This window comes from Flavobacterium kochi (genome assembly GCF_048286715.1).
In the GTDB taxonomy this organism is placed as follows: Bacteria; Bacteroidota; Bacteroidia; order Flavobacteriales; family Flavobacteriaceae; genus Flavobacterium.
In genome coordinates this window covers 150,651-177,002 of record NZ_JBLVPW010000003.1, presented here as the reverse complement: position 1 = coordinate 177,002, position 26,352 = coordinate 150,651, and the positions used below count along the sequence as shown (strand labels likewise).

Below are 26,352 nucleotides of genomic sequence, written 5' to 3'. Positions count from 1 at the left end.
GACTTTATATTAACTGATTTTCTGCTGAATTTCCTTTAAAATATAAAGGTAATCCTCCTGATTTTTTACAAAGTCCCGATTAGAAACATCTATAATCAGCACATTCAACTCTGTCTGTGATTTAATATAATCAAGGTAACCGTTATTAATTTTATCTAAATAGTCAGGTTGAATTTGCTGTTCATAGCTCCTGCCTCTTTTCTTAATGTTTTGCATTAAACGTTCTGAATTTTGGTACAAATAAACATACAAATCAGGTTTTGGCATTTCTCTGTAAATGATGTCAAACAGGTTTCGATACAAACGGTATTCATCGTCAGCGAGCGTTATTTTGGCAAAAATCAAAGACTTAAAAATATGATAATCGGCAACTAAAAAATCTTTAAACAAATCAAACTGAGCCAGATCATCTGATAATTGCTGGTATCTGTCAGCGAGAAAAGACATTTCAAGCGGAAAAGCGTACCGGTTTTGATCTTTATAAAATTTAGGCAAAAAAGGATTATCTGCAAAACGTTCCAAAATTGTTTTTGCATTAAAATCCTCCGCAATTTTGATGGCCAAAGTAGTCTTTCCTGCACCAATATTTCCTTCAAAAGCAACATAATTAAATTGCTCCAAAGCAATACTCTGCAAAGGATTTTTTAAATCCTGCACTACTTCACAAACGCTTTGATCCGGAGAGATTTCAAGTAATTCCGATATTGTTTTTTTAAGAACAGGATGCTTCCAGTCTAAATTCAAATCCTGAATCGGCAACAAAACAAATTTCCTGTTTTGCATTAACGGATGTGGAATCTGAAGCTTCTCGGAATCAATAATTGCTGAATCGAAAGCAATCAGGTCAACGTCTATAATTCGAGATAGGTACCCTAATTCTTCACTGCGAATACGTCCCAATCGCTTTTCAATTTTTAAAACCTGAGACAGAATTTTTTTTGCCGAACTAAAAGTATGAAGTACCAATGCACAATTATAAAAGGCATCACTGTCAAAACCCCAGGACGGCGTTTCATATAGTTTCGAAACTTTGATTACCGTTCCCACTTCCTGGTGCAACAATTGCAGGCACCGTTCGATGTTTTCTAATCGGTTCCCCTTGTTACTTCCTATCGATAAAATAACTTGATGTTGTGATTTCATATTAAGCGCAAATTAACTAAAAGAATTTTAGAATAGAAGTATCTTTGCAAAGAGTGTTGATAACTAAATTTAGAATTTACAAAATTGAATCTGTAACAATTCAACCTCTTTTTAGACTTATTAAAAAAATATAAATATGAAGTTTTTAGGAAACGTATTGGCGACCATCATCGGTATTTTCATCTTTTTTATGTTGTTCTTTTTTGGAATACTAATTATAGGAGCCATTTTTGGTGGTGAATCTGAAGGTATATCCGTAAAGAGCAGTTCCGTTATCGAATTAAATCTGGAAGACATAAAAAATGACTATGCCGGTAAATTCAAAGATCCTTGGGTAACCATTTTTTCTGACGGCAAAAATATAGGTCTGACAGATATCATTAATGCTATTGGAGAAGCAAAAACAGACGATGATATTAAAGGGATTTCGCTTTTGAATAATCAATCCGGATTAGGTATGGCACAAAGTAAAGCATTGAGAGATGCTTTACAAGATTTCAAAAAATCAGGAAAATTTGTAATGGCCTACGCCAATTCGTATTCTCAGAAAGAATATTATTTAAATTCTGTTGCCAAACCTATTTATTTGAATCCGGTTGGCGAAATGGATTTTAAAGGACTGTCTGCCGAAATTATGTTTTTCAAAGATTTTCAGGAAAAATCAGGTGTTAAAATGGAAGTGATTCGTCACGGAAAATATAAAAGCGCCGTAGAACCTTTTCTGGAAAACAAAATGAGTGATGCCAATAGAGAGCAAACTTCAGCGCTATTGAATTCGATTTGGAATTCGATTGCATCAGAAATTTCAAAAAGCAGAAATATATCTGTGGCAAAACTAAACGAAATTGCAAACGGACTTCTTGCAAGAACTCCTCAAATGGCAAAAACAGAAGGTTTGGTTGACATTGTGGCCTATGAAGATGTGTACCACAATGCCATTAAAAATATATTAAAAGTAGAAAAAGACGAAGATTACAACAAAGTATCTATTTTGGATTATACCAAAAAGATAGCTACAACTTCAAATAATACAGATACCAATGACAAAATTGCCGTTATTTATGCCCAAGGTGAAATTCATAGCGGTGAGGGTGATGTCAATGTTATAGGAGAAGGTTCTATGCGTCGCTCGTTAATTGAAGTCAGAAAAGATAAGAACGTAAAAGCGATTGTTCTACGAATTAATAGTCCAGGCGGAAATGCTTTGACATCCGATTTAATTTGGAGAGAAGTTGAATTAACTAAAAAAGTAAAACCTGTGGTAGTTTCAATGGGAAATTATGCCGCTTCAGGAGGTTATTATATTGCTTGCAACGCGAATAAAATTTTTGCAGAAAACAATACTATAACCGGTTCAATAGGTGTTTTTGGGATATTACCTAATTTCAGTCAATTGGCAACAAAAATCGGGATAAATGCAGAACAGGTAAAAACGCATGAAAATGCTGCGAATTATAGTCCTTTTGTACCATTGGATGAAAAACTAAAAGCAGTTACACTTGAAGAGATTGAACACATCTACAGCACTTTTGTGACGCATGTTGCTGCGGGACGAAAAATGACATATGCGCAAGTTGACGCTATTGCACAAGGCAGAGTTTGGTCTGGTTCCGAAGCCATGAAAATTGGACTGGTGGATAAAATTGGAGGTTTGGATGACGCCATACACGAAGCTGCAACTTTGGCAAAAACAAAAACATACGCTACACAAAACTATCCTGAATACGAGAAAAATTTTAATGACCTTTTAGCTAACCTTCCATTTGGTAAGTCCAAAGAATCATTTATTAAGGAAGAGATAGGCGAAGAAAACTATAAAATCATGGAAGAAGTGAAAAGATTACAATCGCAGAAAGGCGTTCAGGCCCTGATGCCTTTTGAAATTAATATCAAATAAATCCTTAAAATATCTTAATAAAAATCCGTTTGAGTTCCTACTTAGACGGATTTTTTTTACAAAATCATGAATTAAAAAACACAAAAAAAGAAAAGTGTTTCATTATTTATGAAAACATTACAAAAGGCATAAATAATAATCTGCTATTTTTGTCGGAAGAAGGCACCATTTTTGCTAAACTTATAAAATCTTAAGAAATCAAATTATGCTAAAGAAAATTTTAAAAATCATTGGGATTCTAATTATCCTACTCGCAGTATCTTTATTTGCTATCCCCTATTTTTTTAAAGATCAGATAAGAGCCAAGATTTCGCAAGCTATCAATGAAAAAGTAGATGCAAAAGTTTCCTTTTCTGACGCCGATCTGAGTTTGTTTAAAAATTTTCCAAATGCAAATGTAACATTGGAAAAATTAGTCATTATAAACAAAGCCCCTTTTGAAGGAGACACTTTGATATCATTCGGTGAATTGAATTTAAAAATGTCTATCAAAGAACTTTTTAAGGGTAAAAATGAAGCGATGAACATTGACGGAATAACTTCAAAAAACGGGTTAATCAATATCATATTCAATAAAGATGGAATTGGGAATTACGACATTGCCCTGAAAGACAAAAACAATAAAGATGAAAGCAAAAGCAGTCCTTTATCGTTAAAAATTCAAAATTATAAAATCGAGAATTTCAAGTTTAAATATTTTGACGAAAGTTCAAAAATAAAAATGGTAATTGATAGTTTAAACCACGAAGGAACTGGAGATTTTGCCGCGAAAAAATTAGATTTGGTTACCAAGTCAACAGCAAAAGTTACTCTAGACATGGATAAAGTCAATTATATGAAAGATATCGCTTTGACTTTAGATGCGGTTTTAGGCATTGATTTAGAAAAAAGCAAATACACTTTCAAACAAAATAAAGCATTAATCAATCAATTGCCACTAGAATTTGATGGATTTATTCAGATGGTTGAAGCGGGTCAACAATATGATTTGAAATTCAAAACGCCAACTTCATCATTCAAAAATTTCTTGGGAGTGATTCCAACGGCTTATGCGTCAAGTTTGGATAATGTAAAAACAACGGGCGATTTTACCGTTATGGGGTTTGCAAAAGGATTGTATAGCGATACAACTGTTCCTAAATTCAAAATTGAAATTGCCTCCAATAATGCTTCCTTTCAATATCCTAATTTACCGAAATCAGTTCAAAATATAGTTATTGACACTAAAATCATTAATGAAACAGGAATTCTCAATGACACCTACGTCAACCTTGATCAACTTTCTTTCAAAATAGACCAGGATGTTTTCAATGCAAAAGCCAATATCAAAAACATAACACAGAATGCCATCGTTGATGCGGCTTTAAAAGGAACCATTAACTTAGCCAATCTCTCCAAAGCATATCCTATAAAGTTAGACAAACCTTTATCGGGTATTTTAAATGCGGATGTGACGACGAAATTCGATATGCAATCCGTAGAAAAAAATCAATATGAAAATATTAAAAACGCGGGGACTATGAGTTTATCCGGCTTCAACTATGTAGACGAAAGCGGCAAAACAATGAATATTAGCAATGCCTTAGTCCAGTTTAATCCCAGCCAGGTCAACTTGAAAGAACTAAATGCAACTACCGGAAAAAGCGACATTAGTGTAACGGGGGTTTTAGAAAATTTTTACGGATTTATTTTTAGAAACCAGGAATTGAAAGGAAACTTCAACCTGAGTTCTAAACAATTTGCCGTGAGTGACTTCATGACAACCACTGAAGCGACTAAAACCCAAACTAAAAAAGCGGAAGCGATGAAGATTCCGGCTTTCCTAAATTGTACCCTTACCGCAAAAGCGAACACGGTTTTATATGATAATTTAACTTTGAAAGATGTTTCGGGAAAATTGATTGTAAAAGACCAAAAAGTTACTTTAGAAAATGTAAAAACATCTATTTTTGGAGGGACAATTGGCGTGAACGGAGCTGTTTCCACCAAAGAAAAAATACCTGTTTTCAACATGGATTTAAAATTAAATCAAGTAGATATTGCACAGTCTTTTACACAGCTTGAAATGTTGAAAAAAATTGCGCCAATTGCCGGAATCATCAACGGAAAATTGAATTCAACCATCAAACTGAATGGTAATCTTGATGCAACGGCCATGAAGCCTGATTTAAAAACACTTACTGGGGATTTATTGGGTCAACTGCTTTCTACAACTATAAATTCAAATAATTCAACTTTGCTAACTGCACTGGGTTCAAATATTAAATTTATCGATGTTAGCAAAATCAATTTAAATGATTTGAAAGCCGCCATTACTTTCAAAGATGGCAAGGTGAATGTAAAGCCATTTGACATCAAATATCAAGACATCAAAGCGACTGTTGGAGGATCGCATGGTTTTGATCAAAGCATGAATTATAATATAAAATTTAATGTTCCGGCAAAATATCTGGGGACAGAAGCCAATGCATTGATTGCAAAATTATCTCCAGCCGATGCTGCTAAATTCGAAAACATTCCTATTAGTGCCATTTTAACGGGGAATTTTACAAGTCCAAAAATTACAACTGATATAAATAGTGCAGTGACCAAGCTAACGACTCAATTAGTGAATCAACAAAAAGAAAGATTAGTAAAACAAGGAACTTCAGCTTTAAGTGACTATATCAATAAGAATAAAAAACCAAGCGATACCACAAAAACTGGCACCCCTACGACCAAGGAAGAAACTGCAGCTGCAGTGAAAACTAAAGCCACTGATTTATTAAATGGTCTGTTTAACAAAAAGAAAAAAGCAGAAGAACCAAAGACAACACCTTAAACTGTTTTCCAGATTAAGAAAGCCTAAAAGTTTAAATACTTTTAGGCTTTCTTTTTATACATTAATAGCTACCACATATCCTTCGGAACCACGAATATTAAAAACTGTCCCATCATCAAATAGAAGGTATTGTCCTTTAATACCGGTGAGTTTTCCTTGAAACTGAGGTGTTTTGTCTAAACTCAAACTGTTCACTTTATTGGGATATTCCAAAACAGGATAATGCATTTCGTACAAATCATTTTTCTGGGAATAAAAGTACTCCTGAACTTCTGATGGAATGAGATGCTCTACTTTCAGTCTTTCAGCGATTAAATCGATTTGTTCGACATTGTTGGTCAACATTTTTCTCCAATTGGTTTTATCTGCATAATGGTTTTTCAAAGCTACCTCAGTAATCCCTGCCAAATACCTATTTGGAACTTCCACAATAGAAACAGCTTGGGTTGCGCCCTGATCAATCCAGCGAGTTGGCATTTGAGTTTTTCTGGTCACACCTACTTTGACTTCGCTCGACAAAGCCAAATAGACAATATGTGGCTGCAGTTGTACTTTTTCCTCGTAAGCTAGATCTCTATCCTGAATTCCAAGATGAGCAGTACTCAATTCAGGCTTCATAATCCAATCTCCCACAGCGGCGCTCGAATAAAAACAATCATAGCAAAATCCTTGACGAAATATTTTTTTCTTCTTTCCGCAATTCAAACATTGGTGTCCGACAAAATTAATTTCGATATTTTTATTTAGCAACTGATTCACATTCAAAAAACTATTTTCAAAAACTAAATAATATTGAATTGGATTTCCAAATTCGGTTTGCATTTTTGTTAGTACACCTTCGTAAGTCATTCTTTTTAAAGTTTCAGGTTTAACACATCAAGTTAAACAAATTTTGTTATTTTTGGTAAAGTTATAACTCGTAATTCATAATTCATAATTTAAAAATGCCACTAACCATAATCAATTCGTTTGCCTCGTGGGTTCTGAAACAACGAATTCATCAGATAGAACTTTTCCTTAAATATCCTAATGAAGTTCAGGAAGAATTGCTTATGAATTTAATTCAGTCATCAAAAAATACGGTATTAGGCAAGCAGTATGATTATTCTTCGATAAATTCTTATGCTACTTTTGCTGATCGAATTCCCATTTCTACGTACGAAGAATTGCAACCGCTGATTGAAAGAACTCGTAAAGGCGAACAAAATGTTTTTTGGGAAACTCCTATAAAATGGTTTGCAAAATCCAGTGGAACAACGAATGCCAAAAGTAAATTTATTCCGGTTAGCAATGAAGCGTTAGAAGATTGCCATTATAAAGGAAGTAAGGATTTGTTGTGTTTGTATCTCAATAACAACGAAGAGTCTGAACTTTTTATTGGAAAAAGTCTACGTCTTGGCGGAAGTTCTCAAATATATGAAGACAACAATACGTTTTTTGGAGATTTGTCAGCGATATTAATAGAAAATATGCCTATTTGGGCTGAGTTTAGCAGCACGCCAAGCAACAAAATTTCCCTAATGAGTGAATGGGAAAGTAAAATCGCGGCAATTATAAATGAAACGAAAAACGAAAATGTAACCAGTTTCGCCGGAGTTCCTTCGTGGATGTTAGTTTTGATGAATAAAATGCTGGAAGAAACCGGAAAAGGAAATTTATTTGAACTTTGGCCCAATCTGGAAGTGTACTTTCATGGCGGTGTAAATTTCGAGCCTTATCGCGAACAGTATAAAAAAATACTGCCTAAAAAAGATTTTAAATATTACGAAATATACAATGCATCTGAAGGATTTTTTGCCATTCAGGATTTAAATTATTCCAGTGATTTATTATTGATGCTGGATTATGGAATTTTTTATGAATTTATTCCAATGGATACTTTTGGGACCCAAAATCAAAAAACGATCCGATTGGCAGATGTGGAGCTTTTCAAAAATTACGCATTACTGATCACTACCAATTCTGGTTTATGGCGTTATTTGATTGGAGATACCATTCGTTTCACCTCATTAAATCCCTATAGAATTCGGGTTACTGGAAGAACCAAACACCACATTAATGTTTTTGGAGAAGAATTAATGGTCGAAAATACGGATCAGGCTATTGCCAACGCCTGTAAAATTACCCAAATGGAAGTTGTTGAATACACCGTTGCTCCTGTCTTTATGGATGGAAAAGAAAAAGGTGCCCACGAATGGATGATTGAATTTAAAGACAATCCTGCTGATGTATCACAATTTCAGAAAGCATTAGATGAATCGATACAATCTCTAAATTCTGATTACGAAGCAAAACGACACAACAACATGACGTTAAATCCGTTAGTAATTAATGTAGCTCGAAAAAATTTGTTTTACGACTGGCTAAAAGGAAAAAATAAACTGGGGGGACAACATAAAATCCCCCGATTATCCAACCAAAGGGATTATCTGGAACAATTAAAAAGCATGCAGTTTCAAACAGTATAAAAACGGGAAGATGAAAAGCACCTTCTATATCTTGATAACACTAGTTTTTCTGAGTTCCTGCGGACCACACAGAATGCGTTGTGGAGCGCGAGGAATTTGTAAATCTCCCGAAAAACAAACATTGGAAAAACCTAAAAAATAGCTGCCATTAAAGTATAAAAAAGGCTGTTCGAAAGTAATTTTGAACAGCCTTTTTTGTATGATTATTTGCACTATTACACCTCATCCATCATATCAATATGCCTGTCGTGGTAACCTAATAGATATAAAACACCGTCGAGACCCAGGCTAGAGATTGAAGTGGCTGCATTTTCTTTGACGGTTGGTTTGGCATGAAAAGCAATTCCTAAACCGGCCAGGTTCAACATAGGTAAATCATTTGCACCATCACCCACAGCAATGGTTTGATTGATATTTATACCTTCTTTTTCCGCAATAGCTTTTAGATATTCGGCTTTCTTTTGTCCATCAACAATTTCACCCAAATATTTACCTGTCAATTTACCATCTTTAATCTCCAATTCATTAGCGTGAACGTAGTCAATCCCTAATTCCTTTTGTAAATAATTCCCAAAGTAGGTGAATCCTCCCGATAAAATAGCAGTTTTATATCCATAATACTTTAAAGCCTTCATCAAGCGATGTGCTCCTTGTGTTATGGGTAGATTTTCAGCGACCGTTTGTAGCACGTCTTCACTTAAGCCTTCTAACAAAGCCATACGTTGTTTAAAGCTTTCGCTAAAATCAATTTCGCCATTCATAGCTGATTCAGTAATGGCTCTTACCTGCTCCCCTACACCCGCTAATTCAGCTAATTCATCAATTACCTCCGTTTGAATTAAGGTAGAATCCATATCAAAACACACTAAACGTCTGTTTCTTCTATACATATTGTCTTCTTGGAAAGAAATATCCACATCTAAGGTTCTGGAAATTTCCATAAAACTGGCAGTCATTGACGTTTTATCGACAATATTACCCGTTACTGATAATTGTACACAAGAACGAGGATATTCTTCTTTTTCAACCACAGAGGTTCTACCGGTCAATCGTATTATAGAATCAATATTTAAATTTTGGTCCGACATTATTTTGGTCACAGCTGCCAATTGTACTGCTGTTAATCTTTCTCCCAAAACATTGATGATATAGCGTTGCTTGCGTTGTGCTTTTACCCAATTTTCGTAATCCGGAATAGAAATTGGACTAAAGTTAACTTTAATACCCAATTCATAAGCTTTGAACAATAAATCTTTCAAAACAGGTGCCGAACTGGACCCTGCCTGTATTTCAAACAAAATACCCAAAGATAACGTATCATGAATATCGGCTTGACCAATATCTAAAATAATAGCATCATAAGTAGCTAATATGGATGTTAAACCAGCTGTTACTCCAGGTTTATCCTGACCAGAAACTTTTAACAAAATAATCTCTTTATCTTCTATTGCCATTTTTATTACTATTGATTTACAAGGCGCAAAATTCGACAATCTATTGCTTATAAAAAAGAATATCTCGTATTTTTTCACAAAGGGAAAAGGAAGTTTGAATTTCTTATATTATTGCTAATTCTCTAAATTAAGCATTAGACACAAAAAAACCTGCTCAAATAAAATGAACAGGTTTAGCAGTATCCTTTGTCAAAATTTTAAATTTTGACAAAGGCTTTTTTTAAACTTTAAGAAGCAATCTCCAAACGTTTCAATAAATTCCTATTCAACGTTTCTTTAGCATAGTCCCTATCAATTTCTAATATTTTAGTATCAGAACTTGGTAATTCATACATCGCATCTGTTAAGATGGCTTCACATAAAGAACGCAATCCACGAGCTCCTAATTTATATTCCAAAGCTTTATCAACAATAAAATCCAAAGCTTCATTTGTAATGGTGAATTCAACATCATCCATTAAAAACAATTTTTCATATTGTTTGATTAATGCATTTTTAGGCTGCGTCAAAATCGCACGCAAGGTTTCTCTATCTAAAGGATCCATGTGCGTCAATACTGGCAAACGACCAATGATCTCAGGAATCAATCCAAAATCTTTGATGTCCTTTGGTATAATATATTGCAACAAATTGTCTTTATCAATATTATCAACATTTTTAGAAGTACTATAGCCAACGGCCTGACGATTCAATCGTTTAGAAATAATTCTTTCGATTCCATCAAAAGCACCACCGGCAATAAACAAAATGTTTTGAGTATTTACCTCAACAAATTTTTGGTCCGGATGCTTACGCCCTCCTTTCGGTGGTACATTTACAACTGTTCCCTCTAATAATTTCAATAATGCCTGTTGTACTCCTTCACCGGAAACATCACGCGTAATAGACGGATTGTCACTTTTACGTGCAATTTTATCTATTTCATCGATGAAAACAATTCCACGTTCGGCTTTAGCTACGTCGTAATCAGCAGCCTGAAGTAAACGTGTCAGAATACTTTCGACATCTTCTCCAACATAACCTGCTTCAGTTAATACAGTTGCATCAACAATAGCCAAAGGTACGTCCAACATTTTCGCAATAGTTTTGGCTACTAACGTTTTTCCTGTTCCGGTTTGTCCCACCATAATGATGTTACTTTTTTCAATCTCAACCTCATCGTCTAATTGCTGTTGCATCAAACGTTTGTAGTGATTGTACACCGCAACTGACATTACTTTTTTGGTTTGGTCCTGTCCAATTACATATTGATCCAGGAACGCTCTGATTTCTTTTGGTTTTTTCAAAATCAAATCTCCAACCAGTTTTGAACTCCCACCGGATTTTAATTCCTCTAAAACAATTCCGTGTGCTTGTTCAATACATTTATCACAAATATGTGCATTGATACCAGCAATCAACAAATTGGTTTCTGGTTTCTTTCTTCCACAAAACGAACACTCTAATATTACTTTTGCCATCCTCTTTTAAGTTGCAAAGTTGCAAAGCTATAAAGTTGCAGCGTCCAAAATTTTGAACTTTGTAACTTCATACTCTGTAACTATTTTTATCCTCTTACTAAAACTTCATCAATCATTCCGTATGCTTTTGCTTCTTCAGCGATCATCCAGTAATCACGTTCGCTATCATTATGTACTTTCTCGAAAGTTTGACCTGAATGATGAGAAATAATTTTGTACAACTCATCTTTTAGTTTCAACATTTCACGTAAGTTGATTTCCATATCGGTGGCAACTCCTTGAGATCCGCCAGATGGTTGGTGAATCATTACTCTTGAATGTGGTAATGCCGAACGTTTTCCTGCTGCTCCTGCACATAAAAGAACCGCTCCCATAGAAGCTGCCATTCCTGTACAAATAGTTGCTACATCTGGTTTGATGTATTGCATAGTGTCATAAATTCCCAATCCTGCGTAAACACTTCCTCCAGGAGAATTCAGATAAATCTGAATGTCTTTTGAAGCATCTGCACTTTCAAGGAACAATAATTGTGCCTGAACGATGTTTGCAATTTGGTCATCAATTCCTGTTCCAAGAAATATAATTCTGTCCATCATCAGCCTTGAGAAAACGTCTAATTGTGAAATATTCAGCTGACGCTCTTCGATGATATATGGAGTCATGTTTTTTGGAGTCATTGCGCCTACGATTTTATCGTAATACATTGAGTTTACCCCTTGGTGCTTTGTAGCAAATTTTTTAAATTCTTTACCGTAGTTCATATTTATTTGTTCTAAGTTTTACGTTATTATCTTGTAATTCCATTTAATGCAAAGGTCATACCTCTTTACAAATGATGTCAATATGTCTCATTTTTGGCCCAGATAGAAGTAAAAAGTTCTTTATTTGCTTACAAAAAAGGCAGCAATAAAACAACTTGTAACGAATAGCTGGATTAGTTCCTGCAATTAATTCAAATAAAAGAGCGCCAAAAAAATTATTCTTTGACGCTCAAATATACTTAATTTTTTAGAATTTATTCTCCGTATGAAGCGGCAATAAATTCTTCGTAAGTTACTTCTTTAGTAATAGGATTTGCTTTCTCTTTGAACAATTCCAATAATTTCTCCGCTACCACTTGATCAGAAAGTCTTTTTACTTCGTCTTGATTTGACAAAACTCTTGCAACAATTCCCTGAACTTCTTCATCAGTAGGATTTGTTTGCCCGAATTGTGCCATTTGTTGTCTGATAGATTTTGTAGTAAATGATTTCAAGTCTTCAAAAGTAATTTTGATATCGCTTGAAGCCATTGCTCTGCCTTCAATCAACTGAAAACGCAAACCTCTTTCTGATCTTGCGTATTCTACTTCAGCTTCTTCAGCAGAAAGCTTTTTCTCTCCTACAGTTTGCAACCATTTTTTAAGAAACTCAGATGGCAAGTCGAATTTTGTGTTTTCGATCAAGAAATCCTGAACATCAGCTAATAATTTTTGATCTGCCTGTTGTGCAAATTGATTTTCAGCATCTTCCTTAATTTTTGCTTTCAATTCTTCAAGTGAAGCAACAGTTCCTGCTCCAAAAAGTTTGTCAAACAATTCTTGGTCCAATTCAGCCAATTCAGCTGTATTGATTGCTTCGATCGTGAAATCCACATCAACAGCAAGTTCATGAACCTCATCATGACCTACTTTCATAACATCCATCAATTGATGCGCATCGTCGAATAAATCTTTTGTATTTACAGTCACAACATCACCTACTTTTTTACCGATAAATTTATCAGCAGTAGCCTTATCCTTGAAGATATCCAAAGAAATAGTTGTTGTGTTATTGATTCCTTTTTCTTCATTTGTGAAAGTTCCGGTTAAATCAGAGCCCGCTTCAACCACATCTTGAGGAATAGCTTTCCCAAATTGTTTTTGGATGCGTTCTACTTGACCTTCGATTAATTTATCATCAGCAGTAACTACATATTTTACAATTTCATTTTTTGCTTCTAAATCCAATTCGAAGTTTGGCACCAAACCAATTTCATATTCAAAAACCAATTCTTCAACATCCCAAGAAAAGTTTTCGTTTACTTTAGCAAGCGGCGTTCCAAGAAGATTTAATCTTTCTGATTGTACGAAACGCTCTAAAGCTAAATCCACAACTTTTTGAACTTCTTCTTGTTTTATTGCTTTACCATATTGTTTTTCAACAAGATCTTTTGGCACAGCCCCTTTTCTAAATCCTTTAACGGTAGCTAAAGGCATTTTTTCGTTTATCCTTTTTGCTACTTGACCTTTGTAATCCATGTGAACAACTGTCATTACAATTGTTTCGTTTACTGCGTCTATTGCTACTCTTTTAATATCCATCTTCTTCTTTAATTTACATAATAAAATTGGGTTGCAAAATTATAAAATTTTTACAACCCAAACAAGCTTTTTATTCACGATCCTGATCCCGAAGCGTCAGGACGGGACGGGATTGAATTTTAGGAGGTTAATTAATAAAACCACAGGTCTGAAATGAAAAATAATTTCGGTGGGTCCCTCCATAAAAACTACGGGTCAGACTGTACGTTCCCGCTTTTTATATACTGCAAAAAAAAAGGCAGCCATAAAAGAGCTCCATTGCCATCCTTTACGCGGCCCGAGGTATTCCCCAATAAAAAGTTCTTTTAAAAATTTGTAATAATTTATTTATATATTTGAAATGAATAATATGTCACTATTATCCTCACATAAACAGCTAATTACGGGTGACTTGTTTAGTTTTATCACGAAACTGCAAAAAATAATAAAAAAGCAAATATTAAAACAAAACTATGAAATTATTATTCTCAACTTTATTCTTATTACAATTATCATTGTGCTTTTCTCAAACTTATAACGGACAAATAACAACTAAAGAAAATGACAGTCTAAGTGTCCAAATTTTAATTAAAGGAGATATGATTTTCAAAAACAATAAAATTTTATCAATTCAAGAAAAAATCACAGTTTCAAAAAATGGTGTTTCAAAAGATTATTATCCAAAAGACCTAAAATCATTCAAAATTAAAATGGATGATGATAAAGTAACAATATATGATAGCGTTGATGATAATCTTTTCGCTGAAAGATATTATGCAAATAAAGTAAAATTATACTATAAATTAGTGAAAGTAGAAACAAGACAAAGTCCCTATTTTGCAATTTATCGAGTATTTTTAGTAAAAAATCCAAATCAAGAAAAAATGATTGAATTAATTCCAAACGGATTTAGTAGACTAATAACTCAAAAAGAAATGTTAGCAAAATTTACAGATTGTAAAATTTCACTTGATAAAATAGTAAAAGATGAAATCAAAATTCGAAATGAAGAAAAATTACTAGAATTCGTTATTGACTATGAAAAAAATTGTTTTAATAACTAATTACACAAAATTTAATTTAGAAATGTTAAAAAAAGAAAAGTCAAAAAGTCCTAGTGCTAGCGTGGAAACTTTGCACAATGGGGTATACGTGTTACGAATTTAGACAACAGCACTAATCCCAAAAATAAATGGTATTTTAGCTCCAAAAACTTAGAAACGTATTACAACACACTAATAATTCAAATTAAATAGATTGACAAAGTATTTAAAATATCTCATTTCACTCTTTCTGGCTTTTGGCCTGATGGTGAATGATGGTGCTTCAGATTCTCAATCAAACTCAGTAGATTATTATCAATTCTCGAACGTAATTCTCAGAAGAGAATGGAACTGTAAGGGTTCGAAATCATACGTGTTCAATCATACAAATTCGCCTAAAAAAAAAATATTCCTATTTCACGCAGTATACCTCAAGTTTCAAGATCTTTATAGTCTTCAACTTCGAGTACTTCTAAAATTACAAACGCTGCTTTATCAAAAAGTAAGTTCATTTACAGTTCAACATCTCTTTGTAAATGAAATGATTCCTTCAATAAACTCTTATAAAAGTTTATACATAGCCTAGAAAATTTCTTTTCTATCCATTTATGCAATTCCATGCATAAAGATGATAACAAATGTCCAATCATTTATCATTTACAAAATGTACAAACACAATAACAAAACACGTTTGGAGCAATCTAAACACCCTATTCTTTGGGCAAAAAGAAAAATTATGCTAATTATTACTGCAATTATGATCGGAATGTCAAACGGAATGAACGTGGGAGATAATACGATTAACGGAAATCAAAATCACACGGAACAACATAAAAAAGATTGATTTGATTGCTTATAAATATGTTGTTGCACAATAGTAAAACATTCATGGAGCAATTATTAATCCGTTTGAAGTTTACATAAAAACAATATAACATTCCGATGAAGGAGACACTACCCAATGTTATTAAGTTAGGTCGTGACCGTCACTTCGAGTAATTTTGAACAGTAATTCGACAGCATTACTGTTCAAAATTGTATCGAGAAGCCTTTATTATAAAAGAGTTCTCGATGCTTCGTAGTTTTCTATCGCAAATTGCTACTCAACTCGAACTGACGATTCCCTAATTTAATATCATTCCCTCGAACCGAAGGATTACATTTTCAATTCTCTAATAATTCAAACTCAACCCAAAACCAAGTCCCATATCGCTATCATAATGGGTTGTAATTCCTAAATTTCTTTTTACAATATAGCGATATATTCTTTGTCGGTATTCCACATTAAATTCATTCGCAATCTTTTTGAAACAGGAATATCCATTCGTTCAAATTGCAATCTGACTTTTCCATCACTAAAAACTTCTGTCTGAAATTTCACTAGCATGGGCAATGTGTATTCAAATCCTAAACTTGCAACAGCTCGTTTGTCTTTGGTGCTTTCTTGACCGAAAAGATTTTTCTCCATCTCTCCTTCTTTCATTTTTCTGTATCGCCAGTCAAAACCTATGAACGGCATCAACCACTGCATTTTCCCAATGTATCGTCCAATATGTGTTTCGGTTTCATAACCGTGCATATCGCTGTAGCCCAAACGCCATTCTGTTCCAATACTCCAGCGTGTATTTCCTAACATTGCCATTCCATCATTCCCATTGGTGGCAAAATCATTTTCTGCCATCAGATGAAATGCCCGGTCATCACCAAATAATTTGCGTTGTGCTAATTTTGGATTTGTTATTTCGGTATTAACAGGAGAATTTTCGTAAGAGAAAATCCTGCCCATCCCACTCATCATATGATACAAAATATGACAATGAAAAAACCAGTCACCACTTTCGGTGGCTGCAAATTCTAACGTATCGGTTTCCATTGGCATGATGTCAATCGTATTTTTTAACGGTGCATAATCCCCTTGCCCGTTAATCACCCTGAAATCATGTCCGTGCAAATGCATGGGGTGTCGCATCATAGAATTATTATGAATCACCATGCGAACGACCTCTCCTCTTTTAATTAAGATTTTATCTGTTTCCGAAACTACTTTATTATCCAAACTCCAAACATAACGGTTCATATTTCCAGTGAGTTCAAACTTTAATTCTTTTAGGGATGTATCTTTTGGAAATGCTGTTTTAATTGGTGATTTCAGCATCGCGTAATTCAGGGTAACAATATCAGAAAGTGCATTGGAATCATACTGATTGTGGTTTGCATGGTCATCAGCCATTTTCATTCCATCCATTTTATCCTCCATTTTCTTTTCAGCATCACCGGTAATTTCAGGATACATTACTGCGTTCATGTCCATTTTATTGAGCGACATTTGCATTCCCATATCATCCAGATCACCGTTCATTTTCATCATGTCATTCATCATCTTCATCCCTTCAAAATATTTTAATTTGGGTAAAGGAGCAATCAATTGCTTGATACCATCACCTAAATACAAGGAAGCTGATTTTGTTCGGTCTTCAGAAGTGGCTAAAAATTCGTAAGCGGTTTTATCGGCTGGAACAGTTACAATTACATCATAGGTTTCAGCAACCGGAACAATTAGCCTGTCGACCTCGACAGGCTCGACATCATTACCATCATTTGCTACTACGGTTATTTTTCCACCAGCGTAGGTCAACCAAAAATAAGTCGAGGCTCCACCATTCGCAATCCGCAATCGCACTTTATCGCCCGCTTTTAATTGCGAAATTTGACTTTCATTTTTTCCATTAATTAGAAATTTGTTATAATATACATCGCTAACATCCATGGCATTCATTCGTTTCCATTCGTTGGTGACCTTTGTCTTAAAATGCCCCGATTTCACGGCTTCAGAATAACTTTGCGTTGTCCCTTTTTGAATCGCAAACCAATCGGATGCGCTGTGCAACATACGATGTACATTTTCCGGCTTCTTATACGTCCATTCACTCAAAATAATTGGAACCGTTGGTAAATCATCTATCCCTTTTCTAAAAGTCAAATCATCCTGTTTTTTATTCATAATAAACAAACCATACATCCCGATCTGTTCCTGCAAACCGGTATGACTATGATACCAATGCGTTCCATTTTGGACAATTGGGAACGTATATTTGTGAGTCGTGTGCGGCCTGATTGGCATTTGGGTAAGATTAGGTACGCCATCGTATTGATTCGGCAAAAATAACCCGTGCCAATGCAGCGATGTATCTTCGTCTAATTCATTATGCACATAAATTTCGGCAATATCACCTTCGGTAAAAATGAGCATTGGCATCGGAATTTGTCCATTTACTGCAATCGCCCTTCTGGGCTTATCGCCAAAAGTAACAAGGGTATCCCGAACATATAAATCGTAACGAACTGTTCTTGACGGTGTATTTCTCACAGTTTTCACCAGTTCCTCTTTGACCCCAGCGTTATGTGCAGGAACATTTGAATGCTTTTGGTGCAAATCATCATGTGCTGCTTTCGTTTGAATACTGCTTGCTTTTATTGGCGTTTCTTTTTTAACAGCTGCTTTTGGTACTTGCTTTTTTAGAACGGATTTTTTTACTGGCTTTACTTTTTCCTTAATTAAATCCATACCGCACTTGGGACATTTCCCAGGCTTACTGGCATGAATTTCAGGATGCATTGGGCATGTATATGTTATAGGCTGCACCTGAAAAATTTCTATTTTTTTAGAAATCTTTCTCTCATTCCTGTTTTCCGCTTGTACAAAGGGACAAATACTCAATAAAAAAATTAATACGATACTACTTTTCATTCTTTTTTATTTTTCAATCCTTATTTTTTCAATCCTTATTTTTTTAATCTTGATTTTTTTAATCTTGATTTTTTTATAGTTTTAGATTCCGCAAACGCAATGCATTGACAATTACTGAAACCGAACTGAAACTCATTGCCAAAGCAGCTATCATTGGCGAAAGCAAGACTCCAAAAAAGGGATACAAAACTCCAGCGGCAATAGGAATTCCCAGTACATTATAGAAAAAGGCAAAAAATAAATTTTGTTTGATATTTCGCATTACTGCCTGGCTTAAATTTTTGGCTTTGACTATTCCTTGCAAGTCTCCTTTTACCAAGGTAATTTTAGCACTTTCAATAGCAACATCAGTTCCGGTTCCCATAGCAATTCCGATATCGGCTTGTGCCAATGCCGGAGCATCATTTATTCCGTCACCTGCCATTGCAACAATTTTTCCTTCAGACTGCAAACGCTTAATCACTGCCAGTTTGTCTTCTGGTAAGCAACCTGCTTTGTAAGAACTCAAATTCAATGCTGAAGCAACTGCTTTTGCCGTATTTTCATTGTCACCGGTCAGCATAATCACCTCAAAACCTTGACGTATTAATTCATTTACCGCTTGTATGCTTGTTGTCTTAATGGCATCAGCAATCGACACAAATCCCACAGCAACTCCATCAACAGAAATGTAAGAAACTGTTTTTCCCAGTTTCTGTTCTGCAATAATTTTATTTTCCAGTTCATCCGAAACCGTAGTGTTCACTTGCTCCATTAATTTTTTATTTCCGAGTGCCACCTTTTTGTTGGTTACCGTTCCGACAACTCCTTTGCCTGAAATCGCTTCAAAATCGGTTACCTCGATTAACGAAACATCTTTCGCTTTCGCAAAATTGACTACTGCTTGCGCCAAAGGGTGTTCACTGTACTGATTCAGGGAAGCAATACTTTGCAATAGTCCATTTTCGTCATTTTGTAATGAAAACACTTTTTCAACAGAAGGTTTTCCTTCGGTAATAGTTCCCGTTTTATCCGTTAGTAAAACAGTAACTTCATTCATTCTTTCCAGTGCTTCGGCGTTTTTAATCAATACTCCTGATTGCGCACCTTTCCCAACACCAACCATGACCGACATAGGCGTCGCTAATCCCAAAGCACAAGGACACGCAATTATCAACACTGCAATGGCATTAATGAATCCATAAACCATTGCCGGCTCAGGTCCAAATTTTGCCCAGACAAAAAACGTTACCGCAGAGACAAAAACCACAATCGGTACAAAATATTTAGCAATTCTGTCTGCCAGTTTTTGGATTGGGGCTTTAGAGCGACTGGCGGTGTTGACCATTTGCACAATTTGTGAAAGTAAAGTTTCCGAACCTACTTTTTCGGCAATCATCACAAAGGACTTATTTCCATTGATAGTTCCTGAACTAACGGTATCCCCTACTATTTTATCAACAGGAATCGGTTCGCCAGTAATCATTGATTCGTCGATTGCGCTTTCTCCGTCGGTGATTTTACCGTCAACCGGGATTTTCTCTCCAGGCTTTACCCGTAATAAATCTCCTTTTTTGATGTCGTGAATCGAGATCACCTTGTCCTTTCCATCGATTACCAAAGTAGCTTCAGTTGGCGCTAATTTCAAGAGTTCTTTTATTGCGCCACTAGTTTGACTGTGCGCTCTTGCTTCCAGTAATTGCCCCAATAAAACCAGCGTCAATATGACTGTAGTTGCTTCAAAATAAAGTAATACTGTCCCCTCTTCAGTTCTAAATTCATTTGGAAAAATAGCTGGAAAAAACATTCCGGCTAAACTAAACAAAAAGGCCACTCCAGTACCAATTCCGATTAGCGTAAACATATTGAGATTCCAGGTAACAACGGACTTCCAGGCACGCACAAAAAACATCCAGCACGCATAAAAAACTACAGGAAGCGACAAGCCAAACTGTACCCAATTCCACTTGGAAACATCCATAATTCTCATCAACGGATTGTTAGGAATCATATCTGACATTACAATTAAAAAAATAGGAACAGTGCATATAACTGCAATTTTCATTTTGCGCACTAACTCACTATATACTTTATTTTCTTCGCTATCTGAGGGCTCCATCGGCACTAAATCCATTCCACAAATAGGACAAGAACCAGGACTGTCTTTGATTACTTCGGGATGCATGGGACAAGTGTACATTATTTTTGCCAAACTCAATTCCGGAACTTTTTCCAGATTCATTCCACAGACTGGGCAACTTCCCGGTTTATCATAGACTTTTTCACCCTCGCAATGCATTGGACAATAATATTTGCCTTGCGCATTGCCGGGCAAAGTCACTATTGATTGCTGTTGTGATTTATTGGAACTGCAACAGTTATCAATTGGTTTATCAGCCGTTCCGTTTGAATCGACCCCACCAGTCATTGCTATTGTATAGTTTCCGGCGGCCGTCAAAGCCTTCTGTAATTGAGTTGTAGGAATGTGTTTATCCATGATTATTGTTGCCATAGGCGGATCCAAAGTAATTGTTGCTTGAATCCCATCTATAGCATTCAATGATTTTTCGGCTTTGGAACGACAACCGTCACAACTCATTCCAGTGATTGTATAGGTATGTTTCATACTGTTTAATTAAAAAAAACGGTTCTATAAAAAATTACAGAACCGTTTTGAAAAAATTTAATGATGGTGATTCTCTTCTTTTTTATCACTTTCTTTTGGAGTCATTTGCATACCGCATTTGGGACATTTTCCAGATTTATCACTCATTTCTTTCGGATGCATTGGGCAAGAGTAGGTTGGCTTTTGAACTTCCTGAGGAATCATTTTCATTCCGCATTTAGAACATTCTCCTGGTTTATCAGAAGTTTGACCATCCATTTTGCAAACGTATTTTGTAACTACTGCTGTTTTTTTCCCTTTACCCGAGGTGTCGTGTCTTAGTGTTTTTACCAATTCCATTCCGCATTTACTACACTCCCCTTTTTTACTACTCATCTCTTTTGGGTGCATGGGACAAGTATACATTTCTTTCTGAGTTTCCTTTTGGTACGATTTTACCGCTTCTTGCGCTGATGCCATTGAATTTACCGCCAAGAATACGCTTAGTACAATAATTAATGTTTTCATTTTTTACTATTTTAAAATATTAAACTGAAGATCTTTTCTACTACTCAAAGGTACATGACCTCTATTTTTAACTGTTGTAGAATTTTGGAAATGATTTGTAAATTTTACAAATTATCAATTTGCAATCTGTTGTTTTCTTTTAATTGTTTAAAATGAGTTGGTGTAAAACCTGTTATTTTTTTAAACTGATTACTCAAATGTGATACATCACTATAATTCAATTTAAAAGCAATTTCGCTTACTGTTAATTCTCTATACATTAATAACTCCTTTACTTTTTCAATCTTTTGAACAATAAAATAATGTTCAATCGTTGTCCCTTGAACTTCAGAAAATAAATTACTCAATGCACTGTAATCCTGTCCCAATTGTTCCAACAAATAGCTTGATAAATTAATTTTTAATTCATTATTTTGGTGGTGAACCAAATCAACAATTAAGCATTTGATCCGCTCAACAGTTATAGTCGTTTTATCCTCTAACAATTCAAATCCAAGTGATTGCAACTTTTTTTCTAAATCCTGCTTCTCATTTTCCTTGAACTCACCTAAAAATTCAACTTCGCCCAATTCAACTGAAATAGGGAAAATTCCCCTATTTTCCAATTCGGATTTTATTACCATTTTACAGCGATCACATACCATATTTTTGATATAGAGTTTCATAGCTATTGAATCACCGTTACCATTCTACCACAGTTTAACATCTCGGAACCATAATACGGATTTCTAATTTCTTTGGTCTCACTTATCCAATAGCCATTTTTTCCTTCGGCATACATTGGACAATAATCCTGATACAATTTTTGTTTTGTCCCAAAGATTTTTATCAAATCATTAACGTCTTTGCTCAACATCGCAAAATGTTCTCTTTGATGATCAATTTTTCCAAAGCTACTGCCAATATGTGCTGCCTGTTCTTTAGCATCGGCAGCAATGTCATTATACTTCTTTTTTAGGTTTGCATCCAATGAATTCGGATTTACATCATTTAAAGTTGCCACTATTGATTTACTCGTATTGGCCGCAGCTTTAGAATCATCTTTTATCAATGCGTTTTTAAGCTTCAAATAGTTACTTACAATCCCATCAATAGTAAATGAAGAAGAAACAACTGGTTTTGTTGCAGCTGCAGGCATGTCAAGAGTAGGAGTTTTTGTTCCGGCTTTAGGAGTTACAGACACAGGCTCTGTTAATTCCATTCCACATTTAGAACATACTTCTCCTTTTTTTCCAGTAATTTCAGGATGCATGGAGCAGGCATATCGTTCCGATGAACTCTTGGCTGTTTCAGGATTTGTTGTTTCTACCTGCTTATTTTTTTGGTTACAAGCTGTAAGTAAGAATGCTGCTGCTGCAATGGAAGAAAGGATTATATTTTTCATGTTTTTATGTTGCCAATTTTTAATTCTATTTTAAAGTTACTACAGGTAAATTACTTAATCGTTTCAACTGTCTTACCACAACTCAACATTTGAGAACCATAATAAGGATTTTTGATAGTATCCTCTTTGCTCAACCAATTAGCCCCTTTTCCATCATTTGCCATTGGACAAAACTGATAAAAAACAGGCGTTTCATACTTAGCGACTTTGATCAAATCGTGCATCTTTTTCGATAAAGACATAAAGAGCGTTCTTTGTTTTTTAATGTCCTCTGTTTCTGAAATATTTGTGGCTCCAGCCAACAAATCCTTCATAACTTTCATCCAAACCAGGTGAACATCTGTGGCCAGTTTCTCCATTTTTACAGCATTTAATGACGCTAATAAATCTTTTGCAACCAAAGAAGCCGCTTTATCATCTGTTTTTACCAAAGCATCTTTCAATGAAAAGTAATAATCAAAAACTGGTTTTAATTGATTTATTTCCTGCTCCTGATTTAGATTTTTCGAATTTTGACCGTGATCTTCATGATTGTTCATAATTTTCGTTTTCGTTTCGGATACGACAGCCACTTTGGCTTCCCTTTCGTATTGGCAACATGCTGGAAGATTATTGTAAGCTGCTTCCGGAGCAAGAAAGCTTTCGCTGTCATAACCCGCCAAAGCAATGCGCTTTACTATTTCTTCCTGATTCGTTTTTTGTGAATCGTACGTTAGGGTAGCCATTTTAGTATCTTTATTCCAATCTACTTGAGCTACTTTTTTCAAATTTCCGGCTTTCTCTATCGTTGTTTTACACATTCCGCAATTCCCATAGATTTTTACCGTTCCAGTTTTGGCATTTTTAATTTGCGCGTTAGCGATTGTAATTGAAAGCAATACCATAATTGCTATCACTATTTTTTTTATTGAATACATAGTTTTAAATAATTTGAAGTGAATCTATCAAAAGCAATATTGAAGCAATACTTTGCGTTACTTAAATTGAATTTGACTATAAATTTAACGATTTTAAAGCATTAGCGCTTTGAATTAAACAGTTTTATGGCTGTCGAAAAAGGAATTCAGCTTATTTTGGGTGGAAGCCAAACGGATCGGAAATCAGAAGAAATGAAGATTTCTGAATAGTAATAGTTTTGCTTTTCTGAAGAAAAACTGAAGTTTTTATTATTTAAACTGGTGTAAAATAATGAAGTTAAAGCCAGATGGACTGTGGAACCACCGCAAGAAATATTCTTACAGGCTCCAGTACAACCCTCATGCGATTTCTCTTTCGAAGAATGTTCTTTGTTACAACAGCCAGCCTTCTCCGCTTTTGAAGAAACTTCTTTTTTACAACACGCTTTCTCCGATTTAGTTCCACACGCAAAAGCTATGCCTGGCATCATAAAGAACCCAAACATAACAAATAACACTATGCAAAACTTTTTTGACATTGATCACGATTTACGGAACAAAGGTATTAAATTACCGACTACTGCTGATTTATTAACTCCCAATTACTTGTTAAAACAACTAATTACTTTCCTTCTCCCAATATCCCATTCATTATAGATTGTAATAATGATAAAACAATACTAAAAATTAATGCGGTCCAAAAGGAATCAACATGAAATCCACCTACAATATTGGTGCACAATAAAATAATTAATGCATTGATCACTAATAAAAACAATCCCAATGTAAGAATGGTAACTGGCAAAGTCAGTATTACCAATATTGGTTTAATGAATATATTAAGCAAACCCAAAACAACCGCTACAATTAATGCTGTGGTAAATCCAGCCACATGAACACCTGGCATAAAATGGGCAATTAATAACACTAATCCTGCAGTAACAAGAATTCTGATTAATAAATTCATGGTTTTTTGTTTTAAAATTTCAATAAATGTAAGAAAAATTTAAATCCGATTACTTTATTTTTAGAAATGAGATAACGGTCTGATAAAAAACGGCAGGATTTTCGGCGTGAAGCCAATGTCCTACATTAGAAATTGTTTCAACCCTTGCCTTTGGAAAATGGTGTTTTATGTTTTCGAAATCGCTGTCCAGAATATAATTGGAATTTCCACCGCGAATGAACAAAGTTGGTTTATCAAAAACTAAATTTTCAGGTAATGGAATTCCAATTTCATCCATTTTAGTATTGAAAACTGCCAAATTAAATCGGAAGGCTAATTGCCCTGGCTCTTGCCAGTACAAATTTTTCATTAGAAATTGCCTTGTTCCAAAATCAGGAATGTATTTTGACATAATTTCTTCGACTTCATTTCGGCTTGGTTTTATTGAAAAATCAACGGCATTTAATCCTGCCAAAATATCCTGGTGGTGTTGCGGATAAAATTTTGGCCCGATATCAGCAACAATCAATTTATCGACCAATTTTGGATGTGTTGTTGCCAAAAGCATGGCTACTTTACCCCCCATAGAATGCCCGATGATATTTATTTTTTCTAAATTATGGGCTTGACAATATTCGAAAACATCCTGAACCATTATTTCATAACTGAATGCTTCTGAATGCAAGCTTCGCCCGTGATTGCGTAAATCGAGGGCGTGAACTTGAAAATCAGAAGCTAATTGTGCCCCTAGTGTTTTCCAATTGTCAGACATCCCCAAAAATCCGTGGAGAATTAAAAGTGGTTGGCCAGAGCCTTCAATTTTTGAGTAAAGCATTGTTCAAGGTTTAGATTGCAGAATTGCACGTGGAAAGCACAACCATGCTGTAGCAGTGAAAGCATGGTCATTCCCCGATTATTTTATTTTAGTTTTTGCAGATACATATTAATCACATTGTCTAATCCCAGATAAATGGCTTCGGAAATTAAAGCATGACCTATAGAAACTTCGAGTAATCCCGGAATATTTTCTTTGAAAAACTGGATATTATCCAAACTTAAATCATGACCTGCATTAATTCCCAATCCGACTTGATTGGCCAAAATCGCCGATTCCATATAAGGCTGTATTCCTCTTACGTTACCCAAACTGTATTCGTGTGCGAATGCTTCGGTATACAATTCGATTCTTTCGGTCCCGATATTTTTTGCTCCTTCGATCATTTTGAGAACTGGATCGACAAAAATGGAAGTTCGTATTCCATTGCGCTGAAATTCCTGAACAATTTCTTTGAGATAATCGGCATGTTTTATCGTATCCCAACCTGCATTAGAAGTTATAGCATCGATAGCATCAGGAACTAAAGTAACCTGAGTCGGTTTTATTTCAAGAACGAGATCAATAAACGTTTTCTCCGGATTTCCTTCAATATTATATTCGGTATAAACAATAGATTTCAAATCGCGGGCATCCTGATAGCGAATGTGACGTTCATCAGGACGTGGGTGAATCGTGATTCCTTCCGCCCCAAATTTTTGAATGTCGGCTGCGACTCTTAATAAATCGGGAACATTTCCACCACGGGCATTTCGTAAAGTAGCTATTTTATTGATGTTTACACTTAACTTTGTCATTGGAACACTTTTTGATTGTGATAATAGT

Annotated in this window: 21 protein-coding genes; 5 read left to right on the top strand and 16 right to left on the bottom strand. The window is 34.9% G+C overall.

The annotated features are described in order from the left end of the window. Positions 1-9 precede the first annotated feature (9 nt). Positions 10-1,143 (bottom strand): 2-amino-4-hydroxy-6-hydroxymethyldihydropteridine diphosphokinase, encoded by a 1,134-nt coding sequence (gene folK / locus ACNQGH_RS04350; RefSeq protein WP_417954759.1) that lies wholly within the window; start codon positions 1,141-1,143, stop codon positions 10-12. 136 nt (positions 1,144-1,279) lie between these two features. Here folK and sppA point away from each other — a divergent pair, with 136 nt between their 5' ends. Both sppA and ACNQGH_RS04340 read left to right on the top strand, forming a co-directional pair. After that, a complete protein-coding gene (gene sppA / locus ACNQGH_RS04345) occupies positions 1,280-3,040 on the top strand; it encodes a signal peptide peptidase SppA (RefSeq protein WP_417954758.1) in 1,761 nt (586 codons plus the stop codon). A gap of 205 nt (positions 3,041-3,245) precedes the next feature. Then, positions 3,246-5,861 carry an AsmA-like C-terminal region-containing protein gene (locus ACNQGH_RS04340; protein ID WP_417954757.1) on the top strand — a complete coding sequence of 872 codons (2,616 nt, stop codon included), beginning with the start codon at positions 3,246-3,248 and terminating at the stop codon, positions 5,859-5,861. Between the two features lie 54 nt (positions 5,862-5,915). Here the strand turns inward: ACNQGH_RS04340 and ACNQGH_RS04335 are convergent, their stop codons facing one another. Beyond that, the gene (locus tag ACNQGH_RS04335) at positions 5,916-6,710 is read right to left on the bottom strand and encodes a DUF2797 domain-containing protein (protein ID WP_417954756.1); all 795 of its coding nucleotides are present in this window, start codon (positions 6,708-6,710) and stop codon (positions 5,916-5,918) included. Positions 6,711-6,805: 95 nt separating this feature from the next. Between ACNQGH_RS04335 and ACNQGH_RS04330 the strand changes: the two genes are divergently transcribed. Further along, positions 6,806-8,329, top strand: coding sequence for a GH3 auxin-responsive promoter family protein (locus ACNQGH_RS04330; RefSeq protein WP_417954755.1), 1,524 nt, complete (start codon positions 6,806-6,808; stop codon positions 8,327-8,329). A gap of 215 nt (positions 8,330-8,544) precedes the next feature. Here the strand turns inward: ACNQGH_RS04330 and serB are convergent, their stop codons facing one another. The 4 genes from serB to ACNQGH_RS04310 all read right to left on the bottom strand — a co-directional run bounded on the left by serB (position 8,545) and on the right by ACNQGH_RS04310 (position 13,584). Continuing rightward, positions 8,545-9,783: a phosphoserine phosphatase SerB gene (gene serB / locus ACNQGH_RS04325; protein WP_417954754.1), complete on the bottom strand. Its 1,239-nt coding sequence runs from the start codon at positions 9,781-9,783 to the stop codon at positions 8,545-8,547. Positions 9,784-10,010: 227 nt separating this feature from the next. Next, positions 10,011-11,243, bottom strand: coding sequence for an ATP-dependent Clp protease ATP-binding subunit ClpX (clpX, locus tag ACNQGH_RS04320; protein ID WP_417954753.1), 1,233 nt, complete (start codon positions 11,241-11,243; stop codon positions 10,011-10,013). A gap of 86 nt (positions 11,244-11,329) precedes the next feature. Beyond that, complete coding sequence (gene clpP / locus ACNQGH_RS04315) at positions 11,330-12,004, bottom strand: ATP-dependent Clp endopeptidase proteolytic subunit ClpP (protein WP_417954752.1); 675 nt, start codon at positions 12,002-12,004, stop codon at positions 11,330-11,332. A 254-nt stretch (positions 12,005-12,258) separates the two neighbouring features. Continuing rightward, positions 12,259-13,584 (bottom strand): trigger factor, encoded by a 1,326-nt coding sequence (locus tag ACNQGH_RS04310; protein WP_417954751.1) that lies wholly within the window; start codon positions 13,582-13,584, stop codon positions 12,259-12,261. 452 nt (positions 13,585-14,036) lie between these two features. Here ACNQGH_RS04310 and ACNQGH_RS04305 point away from each other — a divergent pair, with 452 nt between their 5' ends. Together ACNQGH_RS04305 and ACNQGH_RS04300 are read left to right on the top strand one after the other, a co-directional pair. After that, on the top strand, positions 14,037-14,627 hold the full coding sequence (locus ACNQGH_RS04305; protein WP_417954750.1) for a hypothetical protein: 591 nt from the start codon (positions 14,037-14,039) through the stop codon (positions 14,625-14,627). A gap of 607 nt (positions 14,628-15,234) precedes the next feature. After that, positions 15,235-15,450, top strand: a complete 216-nt coding sequence (locus ACNQGH_RS04300; protein ID WP_417954749.1) for a hypothetical protein — start codon at positions 15,235-15,237, stop codon at positions 15,448-15,450. A gap of 402 nt (positions 15,451-15,852) precedes the next feature. On the opposite strand, the gene ACNQGH_RS04295 is transcribed toward ACNQGH_RS04300, so the two are convergent. The 10 genes from ACNQGH_RS04295 to ACNQGH_RS04250 form a co-directional block, all read right to left on the bottom strand. Then, complete coding sequence (locus tag ACNQGH_RS04295) at positions 15,853-18,354, bottom strand: multicopper oxidase domain-containing protein (protein ID WP_470303805.1); 2,502 nt, start codon at positions 18,352-18,354, stop codon at positions 15,853-15,855. A gap of 73 nt (positions 18,355-18,427) precedes the next feature. Continuing rightward, a complete protein-coding gene (locus ACNQGH_RS04290; RefSeq protein ID WP_417954748.1) occupies positions 18,428-20,959 on the bottom strand; it encodes a heavy metal translocating P-type ATPase in 2,532 nt (843 codons plus the stop codon). 57 nt (positions 20,960-21,016) lie between these two features. Beyond that, complete coding sequence (locus ACNQGH_RS04285; RefSeq protein WP_417954747.1) at positions 21,017-21,466, bottom strand: heavy metal-binding domain-containing protein; 450 nt, start codon at positions 21,464-21,466, stop codon at positions 21,017-21,019. A gap of 104 nt (positions 21,467-21,570) precedes the next feature. After that, a complete protein-coding gene (locus ACNQGH_RS04280) occupies positions 21,571-22,131 on the bottom strand; it encodes a helix-turn-helix domain-containing protein (RefSeq protein ID WP_417954746.1) in 561 nt (186 codons plus the stop codon). Positions 22,132-22,133: 2 nt separating this feature from the next. Beyond that, positions 22,134-22,850, bottom strand: coding sequence for a DUF3347 domain-containing protein (locus ACNQGH_RS04275; protein ID WP_417954745.1), 717 nt, complete (start codon positions 22,848-22,850; stop codon positions 22,134-22,136). A 50-nt stretch (positions 22,851-22,900) separates the two neighbouring features. Continuing rightward, positions 22,901-23,767: a DUF3347 domain-containing protein gene (locus ACNQGH_RS04270; protein WP_417954744.1), complete on the bottom strand. Its 867-nt coding sequence runs from the start codon at positions 23,765-23,767 to the stop codon at positions 22,901-22,903. 146 nt (positions 23,768-23,913) lie between these two features. Continuing rightward, positions 23,914-24,285, bottom strand: a complete 372-nt coding sequence (locus tag ACNQGH_RS04265) for a hypothetical protein (protein ID WP_417954743.1) — start codon at positions 24,283-24,285, stop codon at positions 23,914-23,916. A gap of 83 nt (positions 24,286-24,368) precedes the next feature. Further along, positions 24,369-24,713: a phage holin family protein gene (locus ACNQGH_RS04260; protein ID WP_417954742.1), complete on the bottom strand. Its 345-nt coding sequence runs from the start codon at positions 24,711-24,713 to the stop codon at positions 24,369-24,371. A 49-nt stretch (positions 24,714-24,762) separates the two neighbouring features. After that, on the bottom strand, positions 24,763-25,527 hold the full coding sequence (locus tag ACNQGH_RS04255; protein WP_417954741.1) for an alpha/beta fold hydrolase: 765 nt from the start codon (positions 25,525-25,527) through the stop codon (positions 24,763-24,765). An 83-nt stretch (positions 25,528-25,610) separates the two neighbouring features. Further along, positions 25,611-26,324, bottom strand: a complete 714-nt coding sequence (locus ACNQGH_RS04250) for a pyridoxine 5'-phosphate synthase (protein WP_417954740.1) — start codon at positions 26,322-26,324, stop codon at positions 25,611-25,613. Between the last annotated feature and the right edge of the window lie 28 nt (positions 26,325-26,352).